Raw genomic sequence first — 24,078 nt, forward strand, 5'->3', positions numbered from 1 at the left:
TTTACTTGCCCGCCCGCTGGAAGCGCGCCGCCTCGACGAACACGTCGGAGTTGGCGGGGTCGTCCAGATAGGCGAAAACCTGTGGTAGCGCGCTGTCGATCAGCACGCCCTCGCCGTCCTTGGTGTCGAACGGTTCGCCTCGCAGGGCATTCTGCCCGCGGGCCTGATTGATCTGCTCGAGATCGAGCTGGTAGAGCACCAGTTCGTGGTCGTCGGTCAACTCGAAACCGGCGATGGTGAAGTGCCCACCCAGCGCCTGGGGCACCGCCGCCGAGAGATACCAGCGGCTGCCATGGCGGGAAACGGTAAATTCGTAGGTGTCGTGCTGTTGCGGCCTGGCCTTGACGGAAGTGACGGCCTTGTAGCGGTTGTTGCCGATGCGGCTCAGCTGCAGGGTGAGCGGTTCGCCCCAGGCATTCTTGCTGGTCCATTTGCCCAGCAACGCCGCAGGCGCTGCCTGATCGGCCGGCAAGGGTTCCTTGAAGGACACCAGGCAGCCACTGAGCAGCAGGAACGACAAGGCGATCACAACGCGCCAGGCTTTCATTCAACACTCCCTATCGGCAGTCGACTCAAACACGCGTGGCAGCTGATGAAGCCCGCGTTCGCTCCAGCGCCCATGGAATCCGCAGGAAGGCCCTTCGGACCTTATCGCAGCCTGCGGCAGCAGCTACAGGGAACACATCACACCGAGGCCAGAACCAGATGCATGTACCGGGTAAGAATGCCCAGCATGTCTTCGTCGGCCAACGGCTCTGCCCCGTTGAGCAGGCCCTGATATTCCATCCGTCCGATTATAGACGTCAACACTTTGGCATCCTGTTGCGGCTCGCGGGAACCCAATACCTGGAAAAACTGGCAGGTGCCGTGCAGCAGGATCTGCTGGTGGGAGCGCACCAGCACCGCCAGGCGCGGGTTGAGCAGCGCCTCCTGGCGAAACGCCTGCTCGGCCATCAGATGCTCGCGGCGGTTATGCAGTTGCCGCTGCACGTAGTCGGCGGTCAGGCGGGCAATGTCATCGGCCAGTTGCGCGCGGGACTCCGGGCTGCCGTCGCCATAGGCGACCATCTCCCGCAGCAAGCCTTCGTTGTTGGCCCAGAGCTTGGCCATGAAGGCGGCGCTGCGCTCGACGTATTGGGCGAAGGTATCGGTGAGCAGGTCATCGATATCCTTGAAGTAATAGGTGGTGGCCGACAGCGGCACACCGGCTTCGGCGGCGACCGCGCGATGACGCACGGCGCGCACGCCATCGCGCACGACGATGCGCATGGCCGCGTCGAGAATATCCTGGCGACGTTGCTCACTGCCCTGTCGGCTGGCCTTGCGGCCCTGGTACTGAACACTTTCAGCGACCGCAGTGGCGATGCCAGCTGCACCTTCTTGAGCAATTGCACGGTTCACGACAGGTATTCCTCTCACATAAAAAATGAAAAAAGCAGTACGTCAGTGCCACACAGACAATAAAAAGCCGCCTGTTAGCGGCGGCTTTTTATTCAACATATTTACGCTTGCGGCCGCATGTGCGGGAACAGGATCACGTCGCGGATCGACGGGGAGTTGGTCAGCAGCATCACCAGGCGATCGATGCCGATACCTTCACCGGCGGTCGGCGGCATGCCGTACTCCAGGGCGCGAACGAAGTCGGCATCGTAGTGCATGGCTTCGTCGTCACCGGCGTCCTTGTCGGCCACCTGGGCCATGAAACGCTCGGCCTGGTCTTCCGCGTCGTTCAACTCGGAGTAGGCGTTGGCGATTTCGCGACCACCGATGAACAGCTCGAAACGATCGGTCACGTTCGGGTTCTCGTCGTTGCGACGGGCCAGCGGCGAGACTTCGAACGGGTACTGGGTAATGAAGTGCGGCTGTTCCAGCTTGTGCTCGACCAGCTCTTCGAAAATCATCACCTGCAGCTTGCCCAGGCCTTCGAAGCCGAGCACCTTGGCACCGGCCTTCTTGGCGATGGCACGGGCCTTGTCGATGTCGTTCAGATCATCGGCGGTCAGCTCAGGGTTGTACTTGAGGATCGAGTCGAACACCGACAGGCGGGCGAACGGCTCGCCGAAGTGGAACACCTTGTCGCCGTACGGCACGTCGGTGCTGCCCAGGACCAACTGCGCCAGCTCGCGGAACAGTTCTTCGGTCAGGTCCATGTTGTCTTCGTAGTCGGCGTAGGCCTGGTAGAACTCCAACATGGTGAATTCAGGGTTGTGCCGAGTCGAAACGCCTTCGTTACGGAAGTTGCGGTTGATCTCGAACACTTTCTCGAAGCCACCGACCACCAGACGCTTCAGATACAGCTCCGGCGCGATACGCAGGAACATTTCCATGTCCAGGGCGTTGTGGTGGGTCTCGAACGGCTTGGCCGCCGCGCCGCCAGGAATGGTCTGCAGCATCGGCGTTTCCACTTCCAGGAAGTCACGCTTCATCAGGAAGCTGCGGATGTGGGCGATGACCTGGGAACGCACGCGGAAGGTTTCGCGCACGTCTTCGTTGACGATCAGGTCGACGTAGCGCTGGCGATAACGCTGCTCGGTGTCGGTCAGGCCGTGATGCTTGTCCGGCAGCGGGCGCAGCGACTTGGTCAGCAGGCGCACGTTGGTCATCTCGACGTACAGGTCGCCCTTGCCGGAACGGGCCAGGGTGCCTTCGGCGGCGATGATGTCGCCCAGGTCCCAGGTCTTGACCGCATTAAGGGTGTCTTCCGGCAAGGTCTTGCGGTTGACGTAGACCTGGATACGCCCGGTCATGTCCTGGATCACCATGAACGAGCCACGGTTGAGCATGATGCGACCGGCAACCTTGACCGGAATCGCCGCCTCGGCCAGCTCTTCCTTGGTCTTGTCCGCGTACTGTTTCTGCAGGTCGTTGCAGTAGTTGTCGCGGCGGAAGTCGTTGGGGAAGGCCTGACCCTTGGCGCGCTCGGCAGCAAGCTTTTCCTTGCGCAGGGCGATCAGGGTGTTTTCTTCCTGTTGCAGGGCCTGGTCGAGTTGTAGGTCGCTCATGTCTTTAAAATTTCCATCACAGGTTCGTTGCCCCTTGCCTGTGGCAAGGGATCGCGGGCCGGCCGCGCTCCTACAGAAGCGCGCCGTGCCCGCGGCATGGGTATCGCGGCTTACAGCCCCGACTTCAGGCTGGCCACCAGGTATTCGTCGATGTCGCCGTCGAGCACCTTGTCGCAGTCACTGCGTTCGATGTTGGTACGCAGATCCTTGATCCGCGAAGCATCGAGCACGTAGGAACGGATCTGGTGGCCCCAGCCGATGTCGGACTTGCTGTCTTCCAGCGCCTGGGAAGCGGCGTTGCGCTTCTGGATCTCCTGCTCGTACAACCGGGCCCGCAGCATTTTCATGGCGGTGTCCTTGTTGGCGTGCTGGGACCGTTCGTTCTGGCAACTGACCACGGTGTTGGTCGGTACGTGGGTGATACGTACGGCCGAGTCGGTGGTGTTTACGTGCTGACCACCGGCACCGGAGGAACGGTAGGTGTCGATCCGCAGGTCCGCCGGGTTGATCTCGATTTCCACCTTGTCGTCGATCTCGGGCGATACGAACACGGCCGAGAACGAGGTGTGGCGGCGGGCGCCGGAGTCGAACGGGCTCTTGCGCACCAGGCGGTGCACGCCGATCTCGGTGCGCAGCCAGCCAAAGGCGTACTCGCCCTTGATGTGCACGGTGGCGCCCTTGATGCCGGCGACTTCGCCTTCGGACAGTTCCATGATGGTGGCGTCGAAGCCACGCTTGGAGGCCCAGCGCAGGTACATGCGCAGCAGGATGTTGGCCCAGTCCTGGGCTTCGGTGCCGCCGGAGCCGGCCTGGATGTCCAGGTAGGCGTTGTTCATGTCCATCTCGCCGCTGAACATGCGACGGAATTCCAGCTTGGCCAGGGCTTCGTCGAGACGGGTCAGTTCGGCGACCACGTCGCCCACTGTGCCTTCATCGTTCTCTTCGACGGCCATGTCCAGCAGATCGCGGCAATCGGCCAGGCCACCGGACAACTCGTCCAGGGTCTCGACGATCTGCGCCAGCGCAGCGCGTTCGCGGCCCAGTTCCTGGGCATATTCAGGCTTGTTCCAGACGTTCGGATCTTCAAGCTCGCGATTGACTTCGGTCAGACGCTCATGCTTTTGATCGTAGTCAAAGATACCCCCGAATAGTTTCGGAGCGCTCGGACAGGTCCTTGATAGTGTTAAGGATCGGGTTGATTTCCATGGCAGGCAGCACTCGTTGGCGAACTTTTGAAAGCCGGCGAGTATAACGTAATCAAGCTGGCACGGCAGCCCGCCTGGCGGCTTTAGGCCCCCGCGGTGGCGGTTTTTTTCACTCGATCCCTACCTGGTTGCGACCATTGTGCTTGGCCAGATACAGGCCTTTGTCGGCGGCCGAGATCAATTGCCGGCAACTGGTGCTCGGCTGCGGCGTCATGGTCGACAGACCGATGCTGATGGTCAGGCTGGCCCCTTCGGTTGGCGCGATATGCGGAATCTTCAGCGCGGCCACGGTCTGGCGCAGCTTCTCGGCCACCAGCCGCGCCCCGCCGGGCGAGGTGTTCGGCAGCACCAGGGCAAACTCCTCCCCGCCATAACGCGCCGGTAAATCCGACGGTCGGCTGCTGGCCTCGCGGATCGCCGTCGCCACCTTGCGCAGGGCTTCATCGCCCTCCAGGTGGCCGAAGTTGTCGTTGTAGGACTTGAAGTAGTCGACATCGATCATCAGCAGCGACAACTGGGTCTGGTCGCGCATTGCCCGGCGCCATTCCAGCTCCAGGTACTCGTCGAAATGCCGGCGGTTGGACAGGCCGGTCAGGCCATCGGAGTTCATCAGGCGCTGCAGCACCAGGTTGGTATCGAGCAACTGCTGCTGGCTGACCCGCAGTGCGCGATAGGCCGCGTCCCGCTGCAACAGGGTCATGTAGGAGCGCGAGTGGTAACGGATGCGCGCCACCAGCTCGATATTATCCGGCAGCTTGACCAGGTAATCGTTGGCCCCGGCCGCGAAGGCCGCACTCTTGATCAGCGGGTCTTCCTTGGTCGAAAGCACGATGATCGGAATATTCTGGGTCGCCGGGTGGTTGCGGTACTCGCGCACCAGCGTCAACCCGTCCAGGCCCGGCATCACCAGGTCCTGCAGGATCACCGTCGGCTTGATGCGGATCGCCTGGGCAATGGCCTGGTGCGGGTCGGCACAAAAATGGAAGTCGATGTTTTCTTCATTCGCCAACCCACGCCGCACAGCCTCACCGATCATTGCCTGGTCGTCGACCAGCAGCACCATCGCAGCATTTTCATCGGTTTTAAAATCGTCGAGCTGTAAATCATTCATGGGTTGTCACCTGAGTTGCTACCTGGCCAGGACAGCTGCGTTTGTCGGTCATTTGGCAAATATCTCCAGCAATCGTGGAGCGATCTTGTCCAGTGGGCGAATCTCTGTGGCAGCGTCGATGGCAGCCGCCGCCTTGGGCATGCCATACACCGCGCTACTATTCTGGTCCTGGGCGATGGTCAGGTAACCCTGATCGCGCATCAGCTTCAGGCCCTGGGCGCCGTCGCGGCCCATGCCGGTCAGCAGTACGCCGACCGCGTCGCCATTCCAGTAACTGGCGACACTTTCAAAAAACACATCGATCGATGGCCGATAGATCTCGTTTACCGGCTCGGCGGTGTAGGCCAGGGTGCCGTTCTTCAACAGCCGGATATGGTGGTTGGTCCCGGCCAGCAGCACCGTGCCGCTCTGCGGTGGCTCGCCTTCGCGGGCCAGGCGCACCTTCAGCCCGGAAGCGCTGCTGAGCCATTCGGCCATGCCCGCGGCGAATACCTGGTCGACGTGCTGCACCAGCACGATGGCGGCCGGAAAATGGGCGGGCAGCCCCTTGAGCAGCACTTCCAGCGCCGCCGGGCCACCGGCGGACGAGCCGATCGCCACCAGGCCCTGGCGTTGCGCCATGGTGCGCATCGGCGCCGGTGCCGAACGCACGTGGTTGCCGCGCTGCTGGCCGATCAGCCAGCCGATATTGAGGATCTTGCGCAGTAAAGGCGCCGCCGCTTCCTGCGCATTGCCAGCCCCCAGGGCCGGTGTATCGACCACGTCCAGCGCGCCATGGCCCATGGCCTCGAACACCCGATGCACGTTCTGCTGGCGATCCACCGTGACGATCACGATGGCGCAAGGGGTTTCGGCCATGATCCGGCGGGTCGCCTCCACGCCGTCCATCACCGGCATGATCAGGTCCATCAGGATCAGGTCGGGCGTCAGCTGCGCGCAGTACTCGACCGCTTCGGCGCCATTGGTCGCGACCCACACCACTTCATGCGCGGGTTCGAAGGCCAGGGCCCGGCGCAGGGCCTCCACGGCCATGGGCATGTCATTGACGATCGCGATTTTCATGCCCGCGCTCCTCCAATCAGCTCCACCACCGCATCCAGCAGGGCGTCGTCATGGAAACTGGCTTTGGCTAGATAATAGTCGGCTCCGGCATCCAGTCCACGGCGCCGGTCCTCTTCGCGATCCTTGTAGGAAACCACCATCACCGGCAACGACTGCAGGCGATTGTCACGGCGCAGGAGTGTGACCAATTCAATCCCATCCATTCGGGGCATATCGATGTCAGTGATCAGCAGGTCGAAGTCTTCCGAACGCAGGGCGTTCCAGCCATCCATGCCGTCGACGGCGACCGCTACGTCATAACCACGGTTGAGCAAAAGCTTGCGTTGCAGCTCACGCACAGTGAGCGAATCGTCGACCACCAGGATGCGCTTGCGCGCCGTCTCGGCCTGATGGCGGTTGTGACGGGCGATGCGCTCCAGCCGGCCGGTATTGAGCAGCTTGTCCACCGACCGCAGCATGTCCTCGACGTCGACGATCAGCACCACGGAGCCGTCATCGAGCAAGGCCCCGGCGGAAATGTCCTGGACCTTGCCCAGGCGGTCGTCCAGCGGCAGCACCACCAGGGTCCGTTCGCCGATGAAACGCTCGACCGCCACGCCATAGACCGCGTCGCGCTCGCGAATCACCACCACCTTGAGTGTGGAGTCGTTGCTCTGCCCCGCCGGGCGTTGCAACAGCTGGCTGGCCGCGACCAGGCCGACATGGCGGCCTTCGTGCCAGAAATGCTGGCGCCCTTCCAGCTGGACAATGTCATCGGGCTCCAGGTCGCACATGCGTTCGATATGCGCCAGCGGGAAGGCGTAGGCCTCTTCGCCGACCTCCACCACCAGGCTGCGCACCACCGACAGGGTCAGCGGCACTTCGAGGTGGAAACGACTGCCCTGCCCCGCCACCTGCTCCATCTGCACCGCGCCGCGCAGCTGGCGCACCATGTGCTGCACCGCGTCCAGGCCGACACCGCGCCCGGAGACCTCGGTGACCTTGTCCCGCAGGCTGAAGCCCGGCAGGAACAGGAAGGTCAGCAGTTCTTCCTCGCTCAGTTGGGCAGCGGTCTCGGCCGGGGACAGCTGGCGCTCGACGATGCTCTGGCGCACCCGTTCCAGGTCGACGCCATTGCCGTCGTCGCTGAGTTCCAGCACCAGCAATCCGGCCTGGTGGGAAGCGCGCAGGCGAATCAGGCCCTCGGCCGGCTTGCCCGCCAGCAGTCGCTGCTCGGGCATTTCGATGCCGTGATCGACCGCGTTGCGCAGCAGGTGGGTCAATGGCGCTTCAAGTTTTTCCAGCACGTCGCGATCGACCTGGGTCTTCTCGCCTTCGACTTCCAGGCGCACCTGCTTGCCCAGGCTGCGCCCCAGGTCGCGGACCATCCGGACCTGGCCCATCAGCACATCGGCGAACGGCCGCATGCGACAGGCCAGCGCGGTGTCGTAGAGCACCTGGGCACGCTGGCTGGCCTGCCAGCCGAACTCATCCAGCTCGGCGGTTTTCTCGGTCAGCAGCTGCTGGGACTCCGCCAGCAGGCGCCGCGCATCCTCCAGGGCTTCGAGGGCCTCCAGGCCCAACACCTGCTCCTTGAGATGCCCATTGAGGTTTTCCAGGGCGCGCAGCCCGTTGCTCTGCATGCGCTTGAGGCGCTGCAGGGCCGCCAGGTACGGCTTCAGGCGCTGGGTTTCCACCAGCGACTTGCTCGACAGATCGAGCAGGCTGTTCAAGCGTTCGGCCGTGACCCGCAGCACCCGCTCGCCACCCTCGGCGAGCTTCTTGCCCTTCTGCGCAAGCGCCGCGGCCGTCTCTTGCAGGGTTTCCTGCAGTACCTCCTGCGGCATCTCGAACGGCGGGACCGGCGGTTCGGGTTCGACCCGCGGGGCCTCCAGCTGCAGCTCGGCCATGGGCAACAGGCCTGGCTCGACCCTGGGCGGGACAGCGCCTGAAGCCGGCGCACCCGACGAGCCGATCAACTGCTCCATGAGCGCCACATAGGCGGCAATGTCCTGATCACCGACCTGGCTGCCCGGCGTGGCAATGCGCATCAGGAAATCGGTGCCCTGCAGCAGCGCATCGATATGCTCGGGATGCAGGTAAAGCCGCCCTTCCTGGGCGCTGACCAGGCAATCTTCCATCACATGGGCCACGCTGACGCCAGCGTCGACCCCGACAATCCGCGCCGCGCCCTTGAGCGAGTGAGCGGCGCGCATGCAGGCTTCCAACTGGTCGGCCTGGATCGGATTGCGTTCCAGCGCCAGCAGGCCGGCACTGAGCACCTGGGTCTGGGTTTCGGCTTCCAGGCTGAAGAGTTCGAGCAGCGAGGCGTCGCGCATTTGATCGGGGGTCATGTCAGGCTCCGGGTCACGGCAGACAGCAACTGCTCTTCATCCAGCCAACGCAGGCTGCGGCCCTTCCATTGCAGGACGCCACGGGTGTACTTGGCACTGGCCTGCTGGCCGGAAACCGCGGCGGCGTCCAGGGTGCGCTCGTCGATGGCATGGATACCCTCCACCTCGTCCACCGGCACCACCACCGGGCCGCCCTGGGCGGCGATGATCAGCATGCGCGGAATGACCCGCGCGCCCGACACGACCGTGCCGCTGGTGTCCAGCCCCAGCAGTTCCACCAACGACAGGCAGGCCACCAGCGCACCACGCACATTCGCCACGCCCAGCAAGGCCCGCGAGCGCTGGTGCGGCAAGGAATGGATCGGTTGCAGCGGCGCCACTTCCACCAGGCAACGGGTGGCAATGCCCAGCCACTCTTCGCCCAGGCGGAACATCAACAGCGAACGGGTGACGACATCCGTATCGGCCTCGGCCGTGTGCTCAGGACGCTCCTGCTGCAACGCATAGCGGTCGAGCAGACGAGTGGCCGCGGCGGAATACACCGAGCAGTTGCGGCAATGCACATGCCCGGCCAGCAACGGGCAACTCTTGTCGCCATGGATACCGATGCGGTTCCAGCAATCGTCGATGGCCTGCGCATCTTCGTGGGTCACGTTCAACGAAACAGAGCCGCTCATGATTTACGCTCACTGTCTGCTGCACGGCCGCTACGGGCCGCACGCTCCTGCAATCGACGGGCACCGGCGACGTCGCCCTGGGAAGCCAGCAAGGCGGCCAGGTGCGCCAGCGCTTCGGCATGTTGCGGGTCCAGGTACAGGGCCTTGCGATAGAAACCCTGGGCTTCCAGGGCGCTGCCCGCCACGTCGCTGAGCAGCCCTAGCCAATAGAACACCTGCGCCACCGGCTCGTGGGTATCCAGGTAGTGCTCGCAGGCCGCCCGGGCCTCGGCGCTTTTACCTTCGTTGGCCAGGGCCGCGATGCTCGCCAGCAGGGTCGTGGCGTCGCTGACCGGCCTGGTCGGCGCCGGGCGCTGGCTCGCCACGGCGGCACTGGAAAACGGCCGGCTGCGCACGGGCGGCGCGATGCTGCGCACCGGCTGGCGTGTCGGCAATGCGCTTGGGACAAAGGCCGGCGCGGGTTCGGGCTCGGGTTCGTTATGCCGGCTGAAGGCAAAGGACTGGGCAATGCCGATCGAACGCATGCCCAAACGGCCCAGCAGGCTGCCTTCGGCCGGGCCGATGAACAGCACGCCTTCAACGTGAGTCAGGCGCTTGAGCACTTCGAACACCTGGCGCTGGGTCGGCTGATCGAAATAGATCAGCAGGTTGCGACAGAAGACAAAATCGTAGGGCGGTTCATGGGCCAGCAAGGTCGGGTCCAGCAGGTTGCCGACCTGCAGGCGCACTTGCTCGCGCACCCGCTCGCTGAGGCTGTAGCGCTCATCTTCGGCGGTGAAGTGCCGCTCGCGAAAATCGCTGTGCTGGCCGCGAAAGGAGTTCTTGCCGTACACCGCCTGCCTGGCCCGCTCGACCGACAGCGGGCTGACATCGAAGCCATCGACCTTGAATTGATGGGGGGCGAGCCCGGCGTCGAACAGGGCCATGGCAATCGAGTACGGCTCTTCGCCGGTGGAGCACGGCAGGCTGAGGATGCGCAATGCGCGCATGCCCTTGAGTTGGGAAAGGCGCGAGAGGGCGAGTTTGGCCAGGGTCGCGAAGGACTCCGGGTACCGGAAAAACCAGGTTTCCGGGACGATCACCGCCTCGATCAACGCTTGCTGTTCATCGCGCGAGCCTTGCAGGGTCTGCCAGTAATGGTCGGTGCTGGGCGCCTGCTGGGCGATGCTGCGCTGGCGCACCGCGCGCTCGATGATCGCCGGCCCCACCGAGGCCACGTCGAGGCCGATGCGCTCCTTGAGAAAATCGAAAAATCGCTGGTCGCTGCTCATGACGACTCCCCGAGCAACGCCGGATCCAGTGGCGGCGAGGGAAACAGCAGCGCGCGCACCTCGGCATCCAGCAGATCGTCGACCCGCACCCATTGCAGCAGGCCCTGGGCGTCTTCATGGACCGGCCCCAGGTACGGCGCATTGCGGTTATCCAGGCCGTAGGCCTTGAAGTCCTGCGGGTTGCACCGCAGGGTGTCGGTGGCCTGCTCGAGGATCAGCCCCAGCAACCGCGCGGGCTGTGCCGCCTGCGGGCGGTAATGCACCAGCACCAGGCGGGTGCTGGTGCGCTCCTGCGCCGGCTGGCCAAAGGTCAGGGCGCTCAGGTCGAGCACCGGCACCACCGCGCCGCGATGGGCAAAGACCCCGGCCACCCAGGACGGCGCCCGGGGAATCGGCTTGAGTTGCAGGCGCGGCAATACCTCGACCACCTCGACGGCCTGCAAGGCGTAACGTTCGGTGCCGATGCGGAACACCAGGAACAGCGCGTCTTTGGTCGCCGTCCCTGCGCCGCCTTTCGCTGCGAGCTCGTTCATCAGACTTTGAAACGCGAGACGCCGCTGCGCAGCCCCACCGCCACCTGGCTCAGTTCATCAATGGCGAAACTAGCCTGGCGCAGCGACTCGACGGTCTGGCTGCTGGCATCGCCCAGTTGCACCAGGGCGTGGTTGATCTGCTCGGCACCGGTGGCCTGGGCCTGCATGCCCTCGTTGACCATCAACACCCGCGGCGCCAGGGCCTGGACCTGATGGATGATCTGCGACAGCTGCTCGCCGACCTGCTGCACCTCGGCCATGCCGCGGCGCACTTCTTCGGAGAACTTGTCCATGCCCATGACCCCGGCCGAGACCGCCGACTGGATCTCCCGGACCATTTGCTCGATGTCGTAGGTGGCGACCGCGGTCTGGTCCGCCAGACGCCGCACTTCGGTGGCCACCACGGCAAAACCGCGCCCGTATTCGCCGGCCTTCTCGGCTTCGATCGCGGCGTTGAGCGACAGCAGGTTGGTCTGGTCGGCGACCTTGACGATGGTCACCACCACCTGGTTGATGTTGCCGGCCTTCTCATTGAGGATCGCCAGCTTGGCGTTGACCAGGTCGGCCGCGCCCATCACCGAATGCATGGTTTCTTCCATCCGCGCCAAGCCTTGCTGGCCGGAGCCGGCCAGCACCGAAGCCTGGTCGGCGGCGGTGGAGACTTCGGTCATGGTGCGCACCAGATCGCGCGAGGTGGCCGCGATTTCCCGGGAGGTCGCGCCAATTTCGGTGGTGGTTGCCGCGGTCTCGGTGGCGGTGGCCTGTTGCTGCTTGGAGGTGGCGGCAATCTCGGTGACCGAGGTGGTGACCTGGACCGAGGAGCGCTGCGCCTGGGACACCAGGGAGTTGAGTTCGGTCATCATGTCGTTGAAGCCGGTTTCCACGGCGCCGAATTCGTCCTTGCGCTCCAGGTTCAGGCGGCTGGTCAGATCGCCCGTGCGCATGACGTCGAGGATCTTCACGATACGGTTCATCGGCGCCATGATCGCGCGCATCAGCAACAGGCCGCACAGGCCCGCCGCCAGCACCGCCACCAGCAGGGAAACGCCCATGGTGACCTTGGCCTCGGCCACCGCATCGTCGATCTGCGAGGCGGCCGAATCGGCGACCCCCTTGTTCTCGTCGATGATGTCGTTGAGTTTCATCCGACCGGCGATCCAGGTGGGCGTCAACTGCTCATGGAACACGCGGACAGCCTCGGCTTCCTGATTACGCCGATGCAGATCCAGGACCGAGGCCTGAATCCTGAGAAATTCCTGATGGCGCTTTTCAAACTCGTCGAACTCCTGCCGGTCTGTCTCGCCGCGAAGCGTTCCCTTGTAGCTGGCCATGTATTTCTGCAGGCGTTGCTCGAAGCTTTTGAAGTCCGCCTCATCCTTGGCACTGACGCCCTTGCCTTCGTTCAGGCCGATGATTTCCTGGGTATGCAGGAAACTGTCGACCCATGAACCGCGAATCATCGAACTGAAATAGACCCCGGGAATGGCATCGGAACGCATGCGGTCTTCACCGGCCTCGATCTTCAACAAGCGGGAGTACGAGGCTATGACCATCAGCAGCATGATGGTGATAATCACCGCAAAGCTCGCCAAAATGCGTTGGCGCAACGTCCAGTTCTTCACAGTCAGTCCTCGGGGCCATTCAAATGGTGGGGAGTATAGCCGAGGGCGTACCATCATTTATCAGCGTGTTGCGCACCACGTCTCACTCAGAGCGAAAGGCAGGGTCCGCTCTGGAGGGCTACTTTCCGCCAGATGGCTCGAGCGCCGCCAGTGATGATCCGGCACAAGCAGAGGGTATTTCAGCCATCAAAGAGGGCGTGCGAAGCTTTCTCCAGCGCACGCCCGATTGGCGTCAAAGACTGGCCTGGCGCACCTGTTTTTCCAGTTCGAGCTTCAACCCCGGCTCCAGCTTGAGCTGACGCGACAGCTCATCCAGGTAGGCCTTCTCCATGAAGTTTTCCTCGTCCACCAGCATCACGCTGGCGACGTACATTTCGGCGGCCATTTCCGGCGTGCCGGCGGCCCGCGCGACATCCGCCGGGTCCAAGGGTTTGTTGAGTTCGGCGTGCAACCAGTGCTGCAGCTCCTGGTCGTTGTCCAGCTTGGTGAACTCACCTTCGATCAGGGCGCGCTCACGCTCGTCGATATGGCCATCGGCCTTGGCTGCGGCCACCAGCGCCTTGAGAATCGCCTGGCTGTGCTGCTCGACCTGCTGCGCGGGCAGGCGGTCGAGGGTCTGCGGCTCGCTTTTCGGCGCACCGGCCTGCTGCGCCTGCCAGTTGCCGTAGGCCTTGTAGGCGATCACGCCCAATGCCGCCAGGCCGCCGTAGGTCAACGCCTTGCCCCCGAACTTGCGGGCTTTTTTATTGCCCAGCAGCAAGCCCATGGCGCCGGCCGCCAACGCCCCGCCACCAGCACCGGATAACAGGCTGCCGAGCCCACCGGCCCCGCCACCGAGCAACCCGCCCAGCGCGCCCTTGTCGGCAGCGGATGCCTTGTTCTGCTGGGCCCCGCCCTTGTTCTGCAACAGCTCCTGGCCGGACTTGAGCAATTGATCGAGCAATCCACGGGTGTTCATCCAAACCTCCAGCAATTTGAGTTGATCGAATCAATAAGGCCACCAGCCTAGATCGAAGTGCCCAGCGCTTGGGCTCGAGTGTGCTTCCAGATGTTGCTTCGCCGGACTCGGCCATGCGCCTGGGCAGTCGTTCGATTAAAAAGATATACACTCGAAAAAATCGATAAAAACGCCTGACCGGTGATTGCCCATGATGACCCTGCGCCAGATCCGTCACTTCATCGCCGTGGCCGAGACCGGATCGATCTCGTCCGCCGCCCAGGCAGTGTTCATTTCCCAGTCGACCCTGACCCTGGCGATCCAGCAGCTCGAACAGGAAATCGGCGTCAACCTGTTCAACCGCCATGCCAAGGGCATGACCCTGACCCACCAGGGCCACCAGTTCCTGCGCCAGGCGCACCTGATCCTGGCCACGGTCGACAACGCCAAGCGCAGCCTGCAACAGAGCACCGACCAGGTGGCCGGCCAGTTGATCGTCGGCGTGACCAGCCTGGTCGCCGGTTACTACCTGGCGGATTTGCTCACGCGTTTCCAGCGCGCCTACCCCAATGTGGAAATCCGCGTGATGGAGGATGAGCGCCCGTACATCGAGCACTTGCTGGTCAGCGGCGAAATCGACGTCGGGGTGTTGATCCTCTCCAACCTAGAGGACCGCCACGCCCTGCAGACCGAAGTGCTGACCCACTCCCCTCACCGCCTGTGGCTGCCTGCCCAGCATCCGTTGCTGGAACACGACAGCATCAACCTGGCGGATGTCGCGCGCGAGCCGCTGATCCAGCTCAACGTCGATGAAATGGACCGCAACGCCCAGCGCCTGTGGTCCGGCGCCGGCCTGCAACCGCGCATCACCTTGCGCACCGCCTCCACCGAAGCGGTGCGCAGCCTGGTGGCGGCCGGGCTTGGGGTGTCGATCCAGCCGGACATGACCTATCGCCCCTGGTCGCTGGAGGGCGACATCATCGAAGCCCGGCCCATCGCCGACCTCAGCCAGACCCTCGACGTCGGCCTGGCCTGGCGTCGTGGCGCGGCGCGCCCGACGCTGGTGGACCCGTTCCTGACCGTGGCCCGCGAACAGCCCCACGGCGGGCGCAAGCCATCTATTTAATCGAACGCTGCATTCAGTATTTAGTATTTGTCGAGCACCGGCCCCGCCACTAGTCTCTGATCATCCGTCCAGAGAGGGCCGGGCCTCCGTCACTGGAGAGCACCATGGCCATACAAGAAAAGAGAACCCGGAAAATGGCTGGCGCGCAGACTCCGTTGTCCACCGCTTTGTTGATCGATGGCGAATTGGTCGCCGGCCAGGGGCTTGTCGAGCCGATCCTCAACCCGGCCACCGGCGAAGTGCTGACCCAGATCGCCGAGGCCAGCAGCGAACAGGTGGAAGGCGCGATCCTCGCCGCCCACCGCGCCTTTACCGACTGGTCGCGCACCACGCCCCAGCAACGCTCGAACATCCTCCTGGCGATTGCCGATGCCGTGGAAAAGCAGGCCGACCACCTGGCCCGCCTGGAATCGCTGAATTGCGGCAAACCGCTGCACCTGGCGCGCCAGGATGATCTGGGCGCCACCGTCGACGTGTTCCGTTTTTTTGCCGGCGCGGTGCGCTGCCAGACCGGCCAGCTGGCCGGCGAGTACCTGCCGGGCTACACCAGCATGGTGCGGCGCGACCCCATCGGCGTGGTGGCGTCCATCGCACCGTGGAACTACCCGATCATGATGGCCGCCTGGAAGATCGCCCCGGCCCTGGCCGCCGGCAACACCCTGGTGTTCAAGCCGTCGGAGCACACCCCGCTGTCGATCCTGGCCCTGGCGCCGACCCTGGCCGAACTGCTGCCGCGCGGCGTGCTGAACATTGTCTGCGGCGGTGGCGAAGGCGTCGGCAGCCACCTGGTCAGCCATCCCAAGGTGCGCATGGTGTCGCTGACCGGCGATATCGTCACCGGGCAGAAGATCCTCCAGGCCGCCTCGAAAACCCTGAAACGCACGCACCTGGAGCTGGGCGGCAAGGCCCCGGTGATCGTCTGCAACGATGCCGACCTGCAGGCCGTGGTCGAAGGCGTGCGCAACTACGGCTACTACAACGCCGGCCAGGACTGCACCGCGGCCTGCCGGATCTACGCCCAGGGCGGAATCCATGACCGCCTGGTGGCCGAGCTGGGCGCCGCCGTGAGTAGCCTGCGGTTCGCCGGCAAGCGCGATGCCGACAACGAGATCGGCCCGCTGATCAGTACCCGCCAGCGCGATCGCGTGGCCAGCTTCGTCGAACGCGCCCTGGGCCAACCGCATATCGAGCGGGTGACCGGCGCCGCGGTGCATTCGGGCGCCGGCTTCTATTACCAGCCGACCCTGCTGGCCGGCTGCCGGCAGCAGGATGAAATCGTCCAGCGCGAAGTGTTTGGCCCGGTGGTCACCGTCACCCGTTTCGACGAGCTGGCGCAGGCGGTGGAGTGGGCCAACGACTCGGAATACGGCCTGGCCTCGTCGGTCTGGACCCAGAACCTGGACAAGGCCATGCAGGTGGCGGCCCGCCTGCAATACGGCTGCACCTGGATCAACAGCCATTTCATGCTGGCCAGCGAAATGCCCCACGGCGGCTTGAAACGCTCCGGCTACGGCAAGGACCTGTCCAGCGATTCGCTGCAGGACTACAGCGTGGTGCGGCACATCATGGCCCGCCACGGCAATGACCTGGAATAACGGCACTAAGCTAATAACAAGCCCTTAGGGCGCGCTCCACCACGTTCACAACTGCCCCGACCATAATTTGAAGAAGAGGGTTTCCCCATGTTCGTGCACAAGACCGCACTGCTCAGTGCAATCACCACCGCCCTGCTGGCCAGCGCCAGCCTCCAGGCCGCCGAACCGCTCAAGGCCGTCGGCGCCGGCGAAGGTCAGCTGGATATCGTGGCCTGGCCCGGCTACATCGAACGTGGCGAAAGCGACAAGAACTACGACTGGGTCACCGGCTTCGAGAAAGAGACTGGTTGCAAGGTCAACGTCAAGACCGCGGGCACCTCCGACGAGATGGTCAGCCTGATGGCCAAGGGCGGCTACGACCTGGTCACCGCATCCGGCGACGCCTCCCTGCGGCTGATCGTCGGCAAGCGCGTGCAGCCGATCAACACCGCGCTGATTCCCAACTGGAAAAACCTCGATCCACGCCTCAAGGACGCGCCCTGGTACGTGGTCGACAAGCAGACCTACGGCACGCCCTACCAGTGGGGCCCGAACGTGCTGATGTACAACACCACCGTCTTCAAGCAGGCGCCGACCAGTTGGAGCGTACTGTTCGATGCGCAGAACCTGCCGGACGGCAAGCCCAACAAGGGCCGCGTGCAAGCCTATGACGGGCCGATCTACATCGCCGACGCCGCGCTGTACCTCAAGAGCGCGAAACCGGAACTGGGGATCCAGAACCCTTACGAACTGACCGAGGCCCAGTACAAGGCGGTGCTCGACCTGCTGCGCGCCCAGCAGCCGCTGATCCACCGCTACTGGCACGACACCACGGTGCAGATGAGCGACTTCAAGAACGAAGGCGTGGTCGCCGCCAGCTCCTGGCCATATCAGGTCAACGGCCTGATCAACGAGAAACAGCCGATCGCCTCGACCATTCCCAAGGAAGGGGCCACCGGCTGGGCCGACACCACCATGCTGCACAGCGAGGCCAAGCACCCCAACTGTGCCTACAAGTGGATGGACTGGTCGCTCACGCCGAAGGTCCAGGGTGACGTCGCCGCCTGGTTCGGTTCGCTGCCGGCCGTGCCGGCGGCCTGCAAGGAAAGCGAACTGCTGGGCGCCGAGGGCTGCAAGACCAACGGCTTCGACCAGTTCGACAAGATCGCCTTCTGGAAAACCCCGCAGGCCGAGGGCGGCAAGTTCGTGCCGTACAGCCGCTGGACCCAGGATTACATCGCGATCATGGGCGGCAGGTGAGCCCCCTGTAGCCGCTGCCGCAGGCTGCGCCAGGTCCGCTGGACCTTCTGCGCCCTGAGGATCGCCGCGCCCCTGCGGGGCGATCGCAGCCTGCGGCAGCGGCTACAGGTTCCTGCGCCAGGTTCGCTCCGGCAGGAGCGGCCTTCGCCGCCAGACCTGATCCCGCTTATTTCGACAGCGCGCTTTTCCGGAGCACCGCACCATGACGCTTGCAGTCCAGTTCACCAACGTTTCCCGGCAGTTCGGCGAGGTGAAGGCCGTTGACCGGGTTTCCATCGATATCCAGGACGGCGAGTTCTTTTCCATGCTCGGCCCTTCCGGTTCGGGCAAGACCACCTGCCTGCGCCTGATCGCCGGTTTCGAACAGCCGAGCGCCGGCTCGATCCACATCCACGGGGCCGAAGCCACTGGGCTGCCGCCCTACCAGCGCGACGTCAATACGGTGTTCCAGGATTACGCGCTGTTCCCCCATATGAACGTGCGCGACAACGTGGCCTACGGCCTGAAAGTCAAAGGCGTCGCCAAGGCCGAGCGCCTCAAACGCGCCGAGGAAGCCCTGGCCATGGTCGCCCTGGAAGGCTACGGCGAGCGCAAGCCGGTGCAGCTGTCCGGCGGCCAGCGCCAGCGCGTGGCCCTGGCCCGGGCGCTGGTCAATCGGCCGCGGGTCCTGTTGCTGGACGAACCCCTGGGAGCGCTGGACCTGAAGCTGCGCGAACAGATGCAGGGCGAACTGAAGAAGCTGCAGCGCCAGCTCGGCATCACCTTCATCTTCGTCACCCACGACCAGACCGAAGCCCTGTCGATGTCCGACCGCGTGGCGGTGTTCAACAAGGGCCGCATCGAGCAGGTCGACAGCCCGCGCAACCTGTACATGAAACCGGCCACCACCTTCGTCGCCGAGTTCGTCGGTACCTCCAACGTGATTCGCGGCGAGCTGGCCGAGCGCCTGAGCGGCAGCCAGCGGCCCTTTTCGATCCGCCCGGAACACGTGCGCTTCGCCGAAGGCCCGCTGTCCAGCCACGAGATCGAAGTCAGCGGCCTGCTGCACGATATCCAGTACCAGGGCAGCGCCACCCGCTACGAGCTGCAGCTGGACAACGGCCAGACCCTCAGCATCAGCCAGGCCAACGACCAATGGCTGGACAGCAGCGCCCAGCACCAGACCGGGCAACGCATCAGCGCGCGTTGGGCCCGCGAGGCGATGATCCCGCTGGCCGATACCCTGGCGAGCGGGGTGTGACATGAACACCCTGGCAATCACTCCCCAAAGCGCCGGCGGCTCGCCGCTGCGGCGCTTTTCCAACCTGCTGTACCGACGGCCGAACCTGTACCTGGCGCTGCTGCTGGTACCACCGCTGCTCTGGTTCGGCGCGATCTACCTGGGCTCCTTGCTGGTCCTGCTCTGGCAAGGCTTCTACACCTTCGACGACTTCACCATGGCGGTCACCCCGGACCTGACCCTGGCCAACTTCGCCGCGCTGTTCCAGCCGTCGAACTTCGACATCATCCTGCGCACCCTGAGCATGGCCATCGCCGTCTCGCTTGCCAGCGCCGTGGTCGCCTTCCCCATCGCCTACTACATGGCGCGCTACACCAGCGGCAAGACCAAGGCGTTCTTCTATATCGCGGTGATGCTGCCGATGTGGGCCAGCTATATCGTCAAGGCCTACGCCTGGACCCTGCTGCTGGCCAAGGGCGGCGTGGCCCAGTGGTTCGTCCAGCACCTGGGGCTGGAGCCGCTGTTGCAGTTCATCCTGGGGATTCCCGGGGTCGGCGGCAGCACCCTGTCGACCTCGCACCTGGGACGCTTCATGGTGTTCGTCTATATCTGGCTGCCGTTCATGATCCTGCCGATCCAGGCGTCCCTGGAGCGCTTGCCGCCGTCCTTGCTGCAAGCCTCCGCCGACCTCGGCGCCAGGCCAAGCCAGACCTTCATGCAGGTGATCCTGCCGCTGTCGGTGCCGGGTATCGCCGCCGGCTCGATCTTCACCTTCTCCCTGACCCTGGGCGACTTCATCGTGCCGCAGCTGGTGGGCCCGCCCGGCTACTTCGTCGGCAGCATGGTCTACGCCCAGCAAGGGGCGATCGGCAACATGCCGATGGCCGCCGCCTTCACCCTGGTGCCGATCGTGCTGATCGCCATTTACCTGTCCATCGTCAAACGCCTGGGGGCCTTCGATGCGCTCTGATTCAGCCACGCACGGGGAAAAAGCCTCAACGGGCCTGCGCCTTGCCGCGTGGGGTGGGTTGCTGTTCCTGCACTTCCCGATCCTGATCATCTTCCTCTACGCCTTCAACACCGAAGACGCGGCCTTCAGCTTTCCGCCCCGGGGCTTCACCCTGAAGTGGTTCAGCGTGGCCTTCGCCCGCCCCGACGTGCTCGAGGCCATCAAGCTGTCGCTGCAGATCGCCGCCATCGCCACCCTGATCGCCCTGATCCTCGGCACCCTGGCCTCGGCGGCGCTGTACCGGCGGGACTTCTTCGGCAAGCAGGGCATTTCGCTGATGCTGATCCTGCCCATCGCCCTGCCGGGGATCATCACCGGCATCGCCCTGCTGGCGACCTTCAAGACCTTGGGGATCGAGCCGGGGATGTTCACCATCATCGTTGGCCACGCGACCTTCTGCGTGGTGATTGTCTACAACAACGTGATCGCCCGTTTGCGCCGCACCTCCCACAGCCTGATCGAAGCCTCGATGGACCTGGGCGCCGACGGCTGGCAGACCTTCCGCTACATCATCCTGCCGAACCTCGGCTCGGCGTTGCTGGCCGGCGGCATGCTGGCGTTCGCCCTGTCGTTCGACGAAATCATCGTCACCACCTTCACCGCCGGCCATGAACGCACCCTGCCGCTGTGGCTGCTCAACCAGCTCAGCCGACCGCGGGACGTACCGGTGACCAACGTCGTCGCCATGCTGGTGATGCTGGTGACCATGCTGCCGATCCTCGGCGCCTATTACCTGACCCGCGGCGGCGAGAGCGTCGCGGGCAGCGGCGGCAAATAAAACCGGCTTGGAACCCGGGCCTGTAGGAGCGAGGCTTGCCCGCGAAGAGGCCTGCACATTCAACATCGATGTTGACTGCTAACGCGTTTTCGCGGGCAAGCCTCGCTCCTACAGAGGCTCGTTTCCATAGAAAAACAATAGCTTCGAAGAGGACACGAACATGCAAACCAAACTCTTGATCAACGGCCAACTGGTCACTGGTGAAGGCCCTGCCCAGCCGGTATTCAACCCGGCACTGGGCAAGGTGCTGGTGGACATCAACGAGGCCAGCGAAGCCCAGGTCGATGCCGCGGTGCGCGCCGCCGACGCGGCGTTCCAGAGCTGGTCGCAAACCGTGCCGAAAGAACGCTCGCTGCTGTTGCTCAAGCTGGCCGACAGCATCGAAGCCCACGGTGAAGAGCTGGCCCGGCTGGAGTCGGACAACTGCGGCAAGCCGCTGAGCGCGGCCTTGAACGACGAGATCCCGGCGATTGCCGACGTGTTCCGCTTCTTCGCCGGCGCCAGCCGTTGCCTCAGCAGTTCGGCCGGCGGCGAATACCTGCCGGGCCACACGTCGATGATCCGTCGCGACCCGGTGGGGGTAATCGCCTCCATCGCGCCGTGGAACTACCCGCTGATGATGGTCGCCTGGAAAATCGCCCCGGCCCTGGCCGCCGGCAACACCGTGGTGCTCAAGCCCTCGGAGCAGACCCCGCTGACCGCCCTGCGCCTGGCCGAACTGGCAGCCGGGATCTTTCCCGCCGGCGTGCTCAACCTGGTCTTCGGCCGCGGCGCCACGGTGGGCCAGCCGCTGGTGACCCATCCGAAGGTGCGCATGGTATCGCTCACTGGCTCCATCGCCACCGGCTCGAACATCATTTCCAGCACCGCCGACAGCGTCAAACGCATGCACATGGAACTGGGCGGCAAGGCGCCGGTGATCATCTTCGACGATGCCGACATCGACGCCGCCGTGGACGGCATCCGCACCTTCGGCTTCTACAACGCCGGCCAGGACTGTACCGCCGCCTGCCGCATCTATGCGCAGGAGGGCATCTACGAACGCTTCGTCGAGAAGCTCGGCGCAGCGGTCGCCAGCATCAAGTACGGCCTGCAGGGCGACCCGGACACCGAGCTGGGCCCGCTGATCAGCGCCCAGCACCGCGACCGCGTGGCCGGCTTCGTCGAGCGCGCCATCGCCCAGCCACATATCCGCCTGGTCACCGGCGGCAAGACGGTGGACGGCGACGGTTTCTTCTTCGAACCGACGGTGCTGGCCGACGCCCAGCAGGACGACGAAATCGTCCGCCGCGAAGTGTTCGGGCCGGTGGTCTCGGTCACCCGTTTCGCCGACGAAGCCCAGGTCCTGGGCTGGGCCAACGACTCGGACTACGGCCTGGCGTCCTCGGTGTGGACCGCCGATGTCGGCCGCGCCCACCGCCTCTCGGCGCGCCTGCAATATGGCTGCACCTGGGTCAACACCCACTTCATGCTGGTCAGCGAAATGCCCCACGGCGGGCAGAAACTCTCCGGCTACGGCAAGGACATGTCCATGTACGGCCTGGAGGACTACACCGTCGTGCGCCATGTGATGTTCAAGCACTGACCCGCATCGCGGGCAAGCCTCGCTCCTACGGACTGTATAAATCCGTAGGAGCGAGGCTTGCCCGCGATGGTCGCGACACGAATCAGAGAACGATGTGGCAAGGCCGCCTGCCCTGCTAATAGCAATTACCGTCGGTTTCAGCGCAGAACTCATAGGGCGTGTTGCTGATGAACCAATCGAGCCAGTGATGCTGCCAATCCGGCCACTGAATGATGTAGGTCTTGGTGGCCTTGATGAACTCCAGGCCAAAGATGCTGATGCTGTTGTCGTCCTCGTACATCCGCAGGTCCAGCGACCAGTCCCGGATCAAGGGCGTGCGGTAGACCCGATCCGGGTCCTCAAGGTCGATGACCTGCAGATAGCCCTTGCCGCCGAAAGGCACCAGCAGCCCGCCGGCCGAGGCATGCTGCAACAGGTAACGACCGGAGGGGCTGGTCGCCGAATAGGGCTCGCGTTCGAGCACTGTGTAGAGCGCGCTGGCGAACACCAGTACACAGGCTCCCAGCAGGCCCCCCACGACCGCCAGGGTCTTCTTGTACTTCATCGCGCGCACGCCGAAAAACCGCAATTCATTTGCCCGATCTCCTTGAAAGGCGGCTATTGAACGAGGCCTGGCCAAGCCGATCAAGTTGCGGCACCATCCGCCGCCACAAAACGCCTGGTTTCCCCGCCCGCGGCGCGGAAACTTCTCCGGCAGCAAGGATGCGCCCATGCCTCGTCATTCCCGAATCGTCAGCCTGATGCTGCAAGTGGCCGTCTGGCTGGTGCTGCCGTTCGCCGCCCTGCAACTGGGCCTGGTACTGACCCACGCCGTCGCCGCGCCCTTTGTCTCGGCGGTGGCGGCTCCCACCGGGGTCCTGTCCCTGGTGCTGATCCAGATCACCCTGGTGTATGCCGCCGCCAAAGGCTGGCACGCCTGCGGCATGCCGGCCCACTATCGCTGGCTGGGCCTGTGGCTGGGTTGCGTACTGGTGCTGTATGCCGTGCCGAGGCTCATGCCGTTGATCAGTAGCAGCCCATGAATCACAGAGGCTGTTCAGCCTGTTGGTGATCTTCACCTGGTGCAAAACCCGCTGAAGATCAGGCCAGCCTGAGGTAAAGATGGATGTCCTCGGGCTCCAGGCGATGCAGCTCTGGATCGGGGGCCGACAACAGCTCGCAGCCCAGGCGGCAGTAGAAATCCACGGTGTTGCGCGATGGCGTGGCCGAGACATAGAGCCCCTCGCCGCCCATGCGCCGTGCCTGCTCGGCGGCCAGGCCGAACAGCCGCTGGCCCAGGCCGCGCCCGCGATAAGCCTGGCTGACATGCAGGAACTTCAGTTGCCGCAGTTGCAAGCCGGCGCTGTGGATAACCAGGCAATCGACCACCGCCGCGGCCACCAGCCGCTGCTCGTCGAACACCCCGTACAGCCAGCCGCCGCGCTGTCCACACGCCTGCAAGACCTGCGCGTCATGCTCGGCTTCGCCAGGCGGCCAGCCGGTCACCACTTCGCGCTGGGGATAACACAGCAGTTGCCCGTCCTGCAGGCGGTAGAACGCTTCGATCAGTTCCGCGCGGTCAATCAGTTTGAACAGCGGGATGTCTTGCGGGGTCAAAGGGCGTTCATTGAGCATCTTGGGTTTCCTGAAGCCGTCCGTGGTTTTACGTATCGATACACGCGGGGCATTTTTTGCCCCGGGCGAACCGATTATTCTATCCGCCAGCTGTTAAAAGTCCGTTGTGTTTGGCCGAAGGCATGACCGAACCTCCATTTCCGATCCAGCGCAGCCAGGA

Annotated in this window: 22 protein-coding genes; 8 read left to right on the forward strand and 14 right to left on the reverse strand. The window is 64.2% G+C overall.

Annotated features, from left to right (window positions below):
• Position 1 precedes the first annotated feature (1 nt).
• The 12 genes from NRG23_RS13490 to NRG23_RS13545 all read right to left on the reverse strand — a co-directional run bounded on the left by NRG23_RS13490 (position 2) and on the right by NRG23_RS13545 (position 13,774).
• Positions 2–547: a hypothetical protein gene (locus tag NRG23_RS13490; RefSeq protein WP_009047177.1), complete on the reverse strand. Its 546-nt coding sequence runs from the start codon at positions 545–547 to the stop codon at positions 2–4.
• 137 nt (positions 548–684) lie between these two features.
• Complete coding sequence (locus NRG23_RS13495) at positions 685–1,401, reverse strand: TetR/AcrR family transcriptional regulator (RefSeq protein WP_009047176.1); 717 nt, start codon at positions 1,399–1,401, stop codon at positions 685–687.
• Between the two features lie 101 nt (positions 1,402–1,502).
• On the reverse strand, positions 1,503–3,002 hold the full coding sequence (gene lysS / locus NRG23_RS13500) for a lysine--tRNA ligase (RefSeq protein ID WP_016705285.1): 1,500 nt from the start codon (positions 3,000–3,002) through the stop codon (positions 1,503–1,505).
• A 110-nt stretch (positions 3,003–3,112) separates the two neighbouring features.
• Positions 3,113–4,208 (reverse strand): peptide chain release factor 2 gene (gene prfB, locus NRG23_RS13505; protein WP_097305473.1). Its coding sequence is split into 2 segments (ribosomal slippage): positions 3,113–4,135 and positions 4,137–4,208, totalling 1,095 coding nucleotides; the frame shifts between segments, so codons are not numbered across the junction.
• Between the two features lie 108 nt (positions 4,209–4,316).
• Positions 4,317–5,318 (reverse strand): PleD family two-component system response regulator, encoded by a 1,002-nt coding sequence (locus NRG23_RS13510; RefSeq protein WP_007927977.1) that lies wholly within the window; start codon positions 5,316–5,318, stop codon positions 4,317–4,319.
• A gap of 48 nt (positions 5,319–5,366) precedes the next feature.
• Complete coding sequence (locus NRG23_RS13515) at positions 5,367–6,380, reverse strand: chemotaxis response regulator protein-glutamate methylesterase (protein ID WP_009047174.1); 1,014 nt, start codon at positions 6,378–6,380, stop codon at positions 5,367–5,369.
• Positions 6,377–8,713, reverse strand: coding sequence for a hybrid sensor histidine kinase/response regulator (locus NRG23_RS13520; protein ID WP_257374757.1), 2,337 nt, complete (start codon positions 8,711–8,713; stop codon positions 6,377–6,379). The genes NRG23_RS13515 and NRG23_RS13520 overlap by 4 nt, the downstream gene beginning before the upstream one ends.
• Entirely contained in the window at positions 8,710–9,390 is a 681-nt protein-coding gene (locus NRG23_RS13525) for a chemotaxis protein CheW (RefSeq protein ID WP_009047172.1), read from the reverse strand. Before NRG23_RS13525 ends, NRG23_RS13520 begins: the two co-directional genes overlap by 4 nt.
• Positions 9,387–10,661: a protein-glutamate O-methyltransferase CheR gene (locus tag NRG23_RS13530; RefSeq protein ID WP_257374760.1), complete on the reverse strand. Its 1,275-nt coding sequence runs from the start codon at positions 10,659–10,661 to the stop codon at positions 9,387–9,389. The genes NRG23_RS13525 and NRG23_RS13530 overlap by 4 nt, the downstream gene beginning before the upstream one ends.
• Positions 10,658–11,194 carry a chemotaxis protein CheW gene (locus NRG23_RS13535; RefSeq protein WP_009047170.1) on the reverse strand — a complete coding sequence of 179 codons (537 nt, stop codon included), beginning with the start codon at positions 11,192–11,194 and terminating at the stop codon, positions 10,658–10,660. The genes NRG23_RS13530 and NRG23_RS13535 overlap by 4 nt, the downstream gene beginning before the upstream one ends.
• A complete protein-coding gene (locus NRG23_RS13540; protein ID WP_009047169.1) occupies positions 11,194–12,816 on the reverse strand; it encodes a methyl-accepting chemotaxis protein in 1,623 nt (540 codons plus the stop codon). Before NRG23_RS13540 ends, NRG23_RS13535 begins: the two co-directional genes overlap by 1 nt.
• 232 nt (positions 12,817–13,048) lie before the next feature.
• The gene (locus NRG23_RS13545) at positions 13,049–13,774 is read right to left on the reverse strand and encodes a tellurite resistance TerB family protein (RefSeq protein WP_257374762.1); all 726 of its coding nucleotides are present in this window, start codon (positions 13,772–13,774) and stop codon (positions 13,049–13,051) included.
• Positions 13,775–13,964: 190 nt separating this feature from the next.
• On the opposite strand from NRG23_RS13545, the gene NRG23_RS13550 reads away from it, so the two are divergent.
• The 7 genes from NRG23_RS13550 (at position 13,965) to NRG23_RS13580 (ending at position 22,304) form a co-directional block, all read left to right on the forward strand.
• Complete coding sequence (locus NRG23_RS13550; RefSeq protein ID WP_257374764.1) at positions 13,965–14,879, forward strand: LysR family transcriptional regulator; 915 nt, start codon at positions 13,965–13,967, stop codon at positions 14,877–14,879.
• A 104-nt stretch (positions 14,880–14,983) separates the two neighbouring features.
• Positions 14,984–16,474, forward strand: coding sequence for a gamma-aminobutyraldehyde dehydrogenase (locus NRG23_RS13555; protein ID WP_028681738.1), 1,491 nt, complete (start codon positions 14,984–14,986; stop codon positions 16,472–16,474).
• Between the two features lie 87 nt (positions 16,475–16,561).
• Positions 16,562–17,713, forward strand: a complete 1,152-nt coding sequence (gene ydcS / locus NRG23_RS13560) for a putative ABC transporter substrate-binding protein YdcS (protein ID WP_124314761.1) — start codon at positions 16,562–16,564, stop codon at positions 17,711–17,713.
• A gap of 202 nt (positions 17,714–17,915) precedes the next feature.
• Entirely contained in the window at positions 17,916–18,953 is a 1,038-nt protein-coding gene (locus tag NRG23_RS13565) for an ABC transporter ATP-binding protein (protein WP_009047164.1), read from the forward strand.
• Between the two features lies 1 nt (position 18,954).
• A complete protein-coding gene (locus NRG23_RS13570) occupies positions 18,955–19,902 on the forward strand; it encodes an ABC transporter permease (RefSeq protein WP_009047163.1) in 948 nt (315 codons plus the stop codon).
• On the forward strand, positions 19,892–20,719 hold the full coding sequence (locus NRG23_RS13575) for an ABC transporter permease (protein WP_124354626.1): 828 nt from the start codon (positions 19,892–19,894) through the stop codon (positions 20,717–20,719). Before NRG23_RS13570 ends, NRG23_RS13575 begins: the two co-directional genes overlap by 11 nt.
• 160 nt (positions 20,720–20,879) lie before the next feature.
• Positions 20,880–22,304 (forward strand): gamma-aminobutyraldehyde dehydrogenase, encoded by a 1,425-nt coding sequence (locus NRG23_RS13580; protein WP_009047161.1) that lies wholly within the window; start codon positions 20,880–20,882, stop codon positions 22,302–22,304.
• A gap of 115 nt (positions 22,305–22,419) precedes the next feature.
• Here NRG23_RS13580 and NRG23_RS13585 read toward each other — a convergent pair whose 3' ends face one another.
• Positions 22,420–22,848: a hypothetical protein gene (locus tag NRG23_RS13585; RefSeq protein WP_257374767.1), complete on the reverse strand. Its 429-nt coding sequence runs from the start codon at positions 22,846–22,848 to the stop codon at positions 22,420–22,422.
• A 166-nt stretch (positions 22,849–23,014) separates the two neighbouring features.
• Here NRG23_RS13585 and NRG23_RS13590 point away from each other — a divergent pair, with 166 nt between their 5' ends.
• Positions 23,015–23,326 carry a hypothetical protein gene (locus NRG23_RS13590; protein ID WP_016702746.1) on the forward strand — a complete coding sequence of 104 codons (312 nt, stop codon included), beginning with the start codon at positions 23,015–23,017 and terminating at the stop codon, positions 23,324–23,326.
• Between the two features lie 58 nt (positions 23,327–23,384).
• Here the strand turns inward: NRG23_RS13590 and NRG23_RS13595 are convergent, their stop codons facing one another.
• Positions 23,385–23,918: a GNAT family N-acetyltransferase gene (locus NRG23_RS13595; protein WP_257374770.1), complete on the reverse strand. Its 534-nt coding sequence runs from the start codon at positions 23,916–23,918 to the stop codon at positions 23,385–23,387.
• Positions 23,919–24,078 lie beyond the last annotated feature (160 nt).

This window comes from Pseudomonas sp. T8 (assembly GCF_024610635.1).
Lineage (GTDB): Bacteria > Pseudomonadota > Gammaproteobacteria > Pseudomonadales > Pseudomonadaceae > Aquipseudomonas > Aquipseudomonas chlororaphis_I.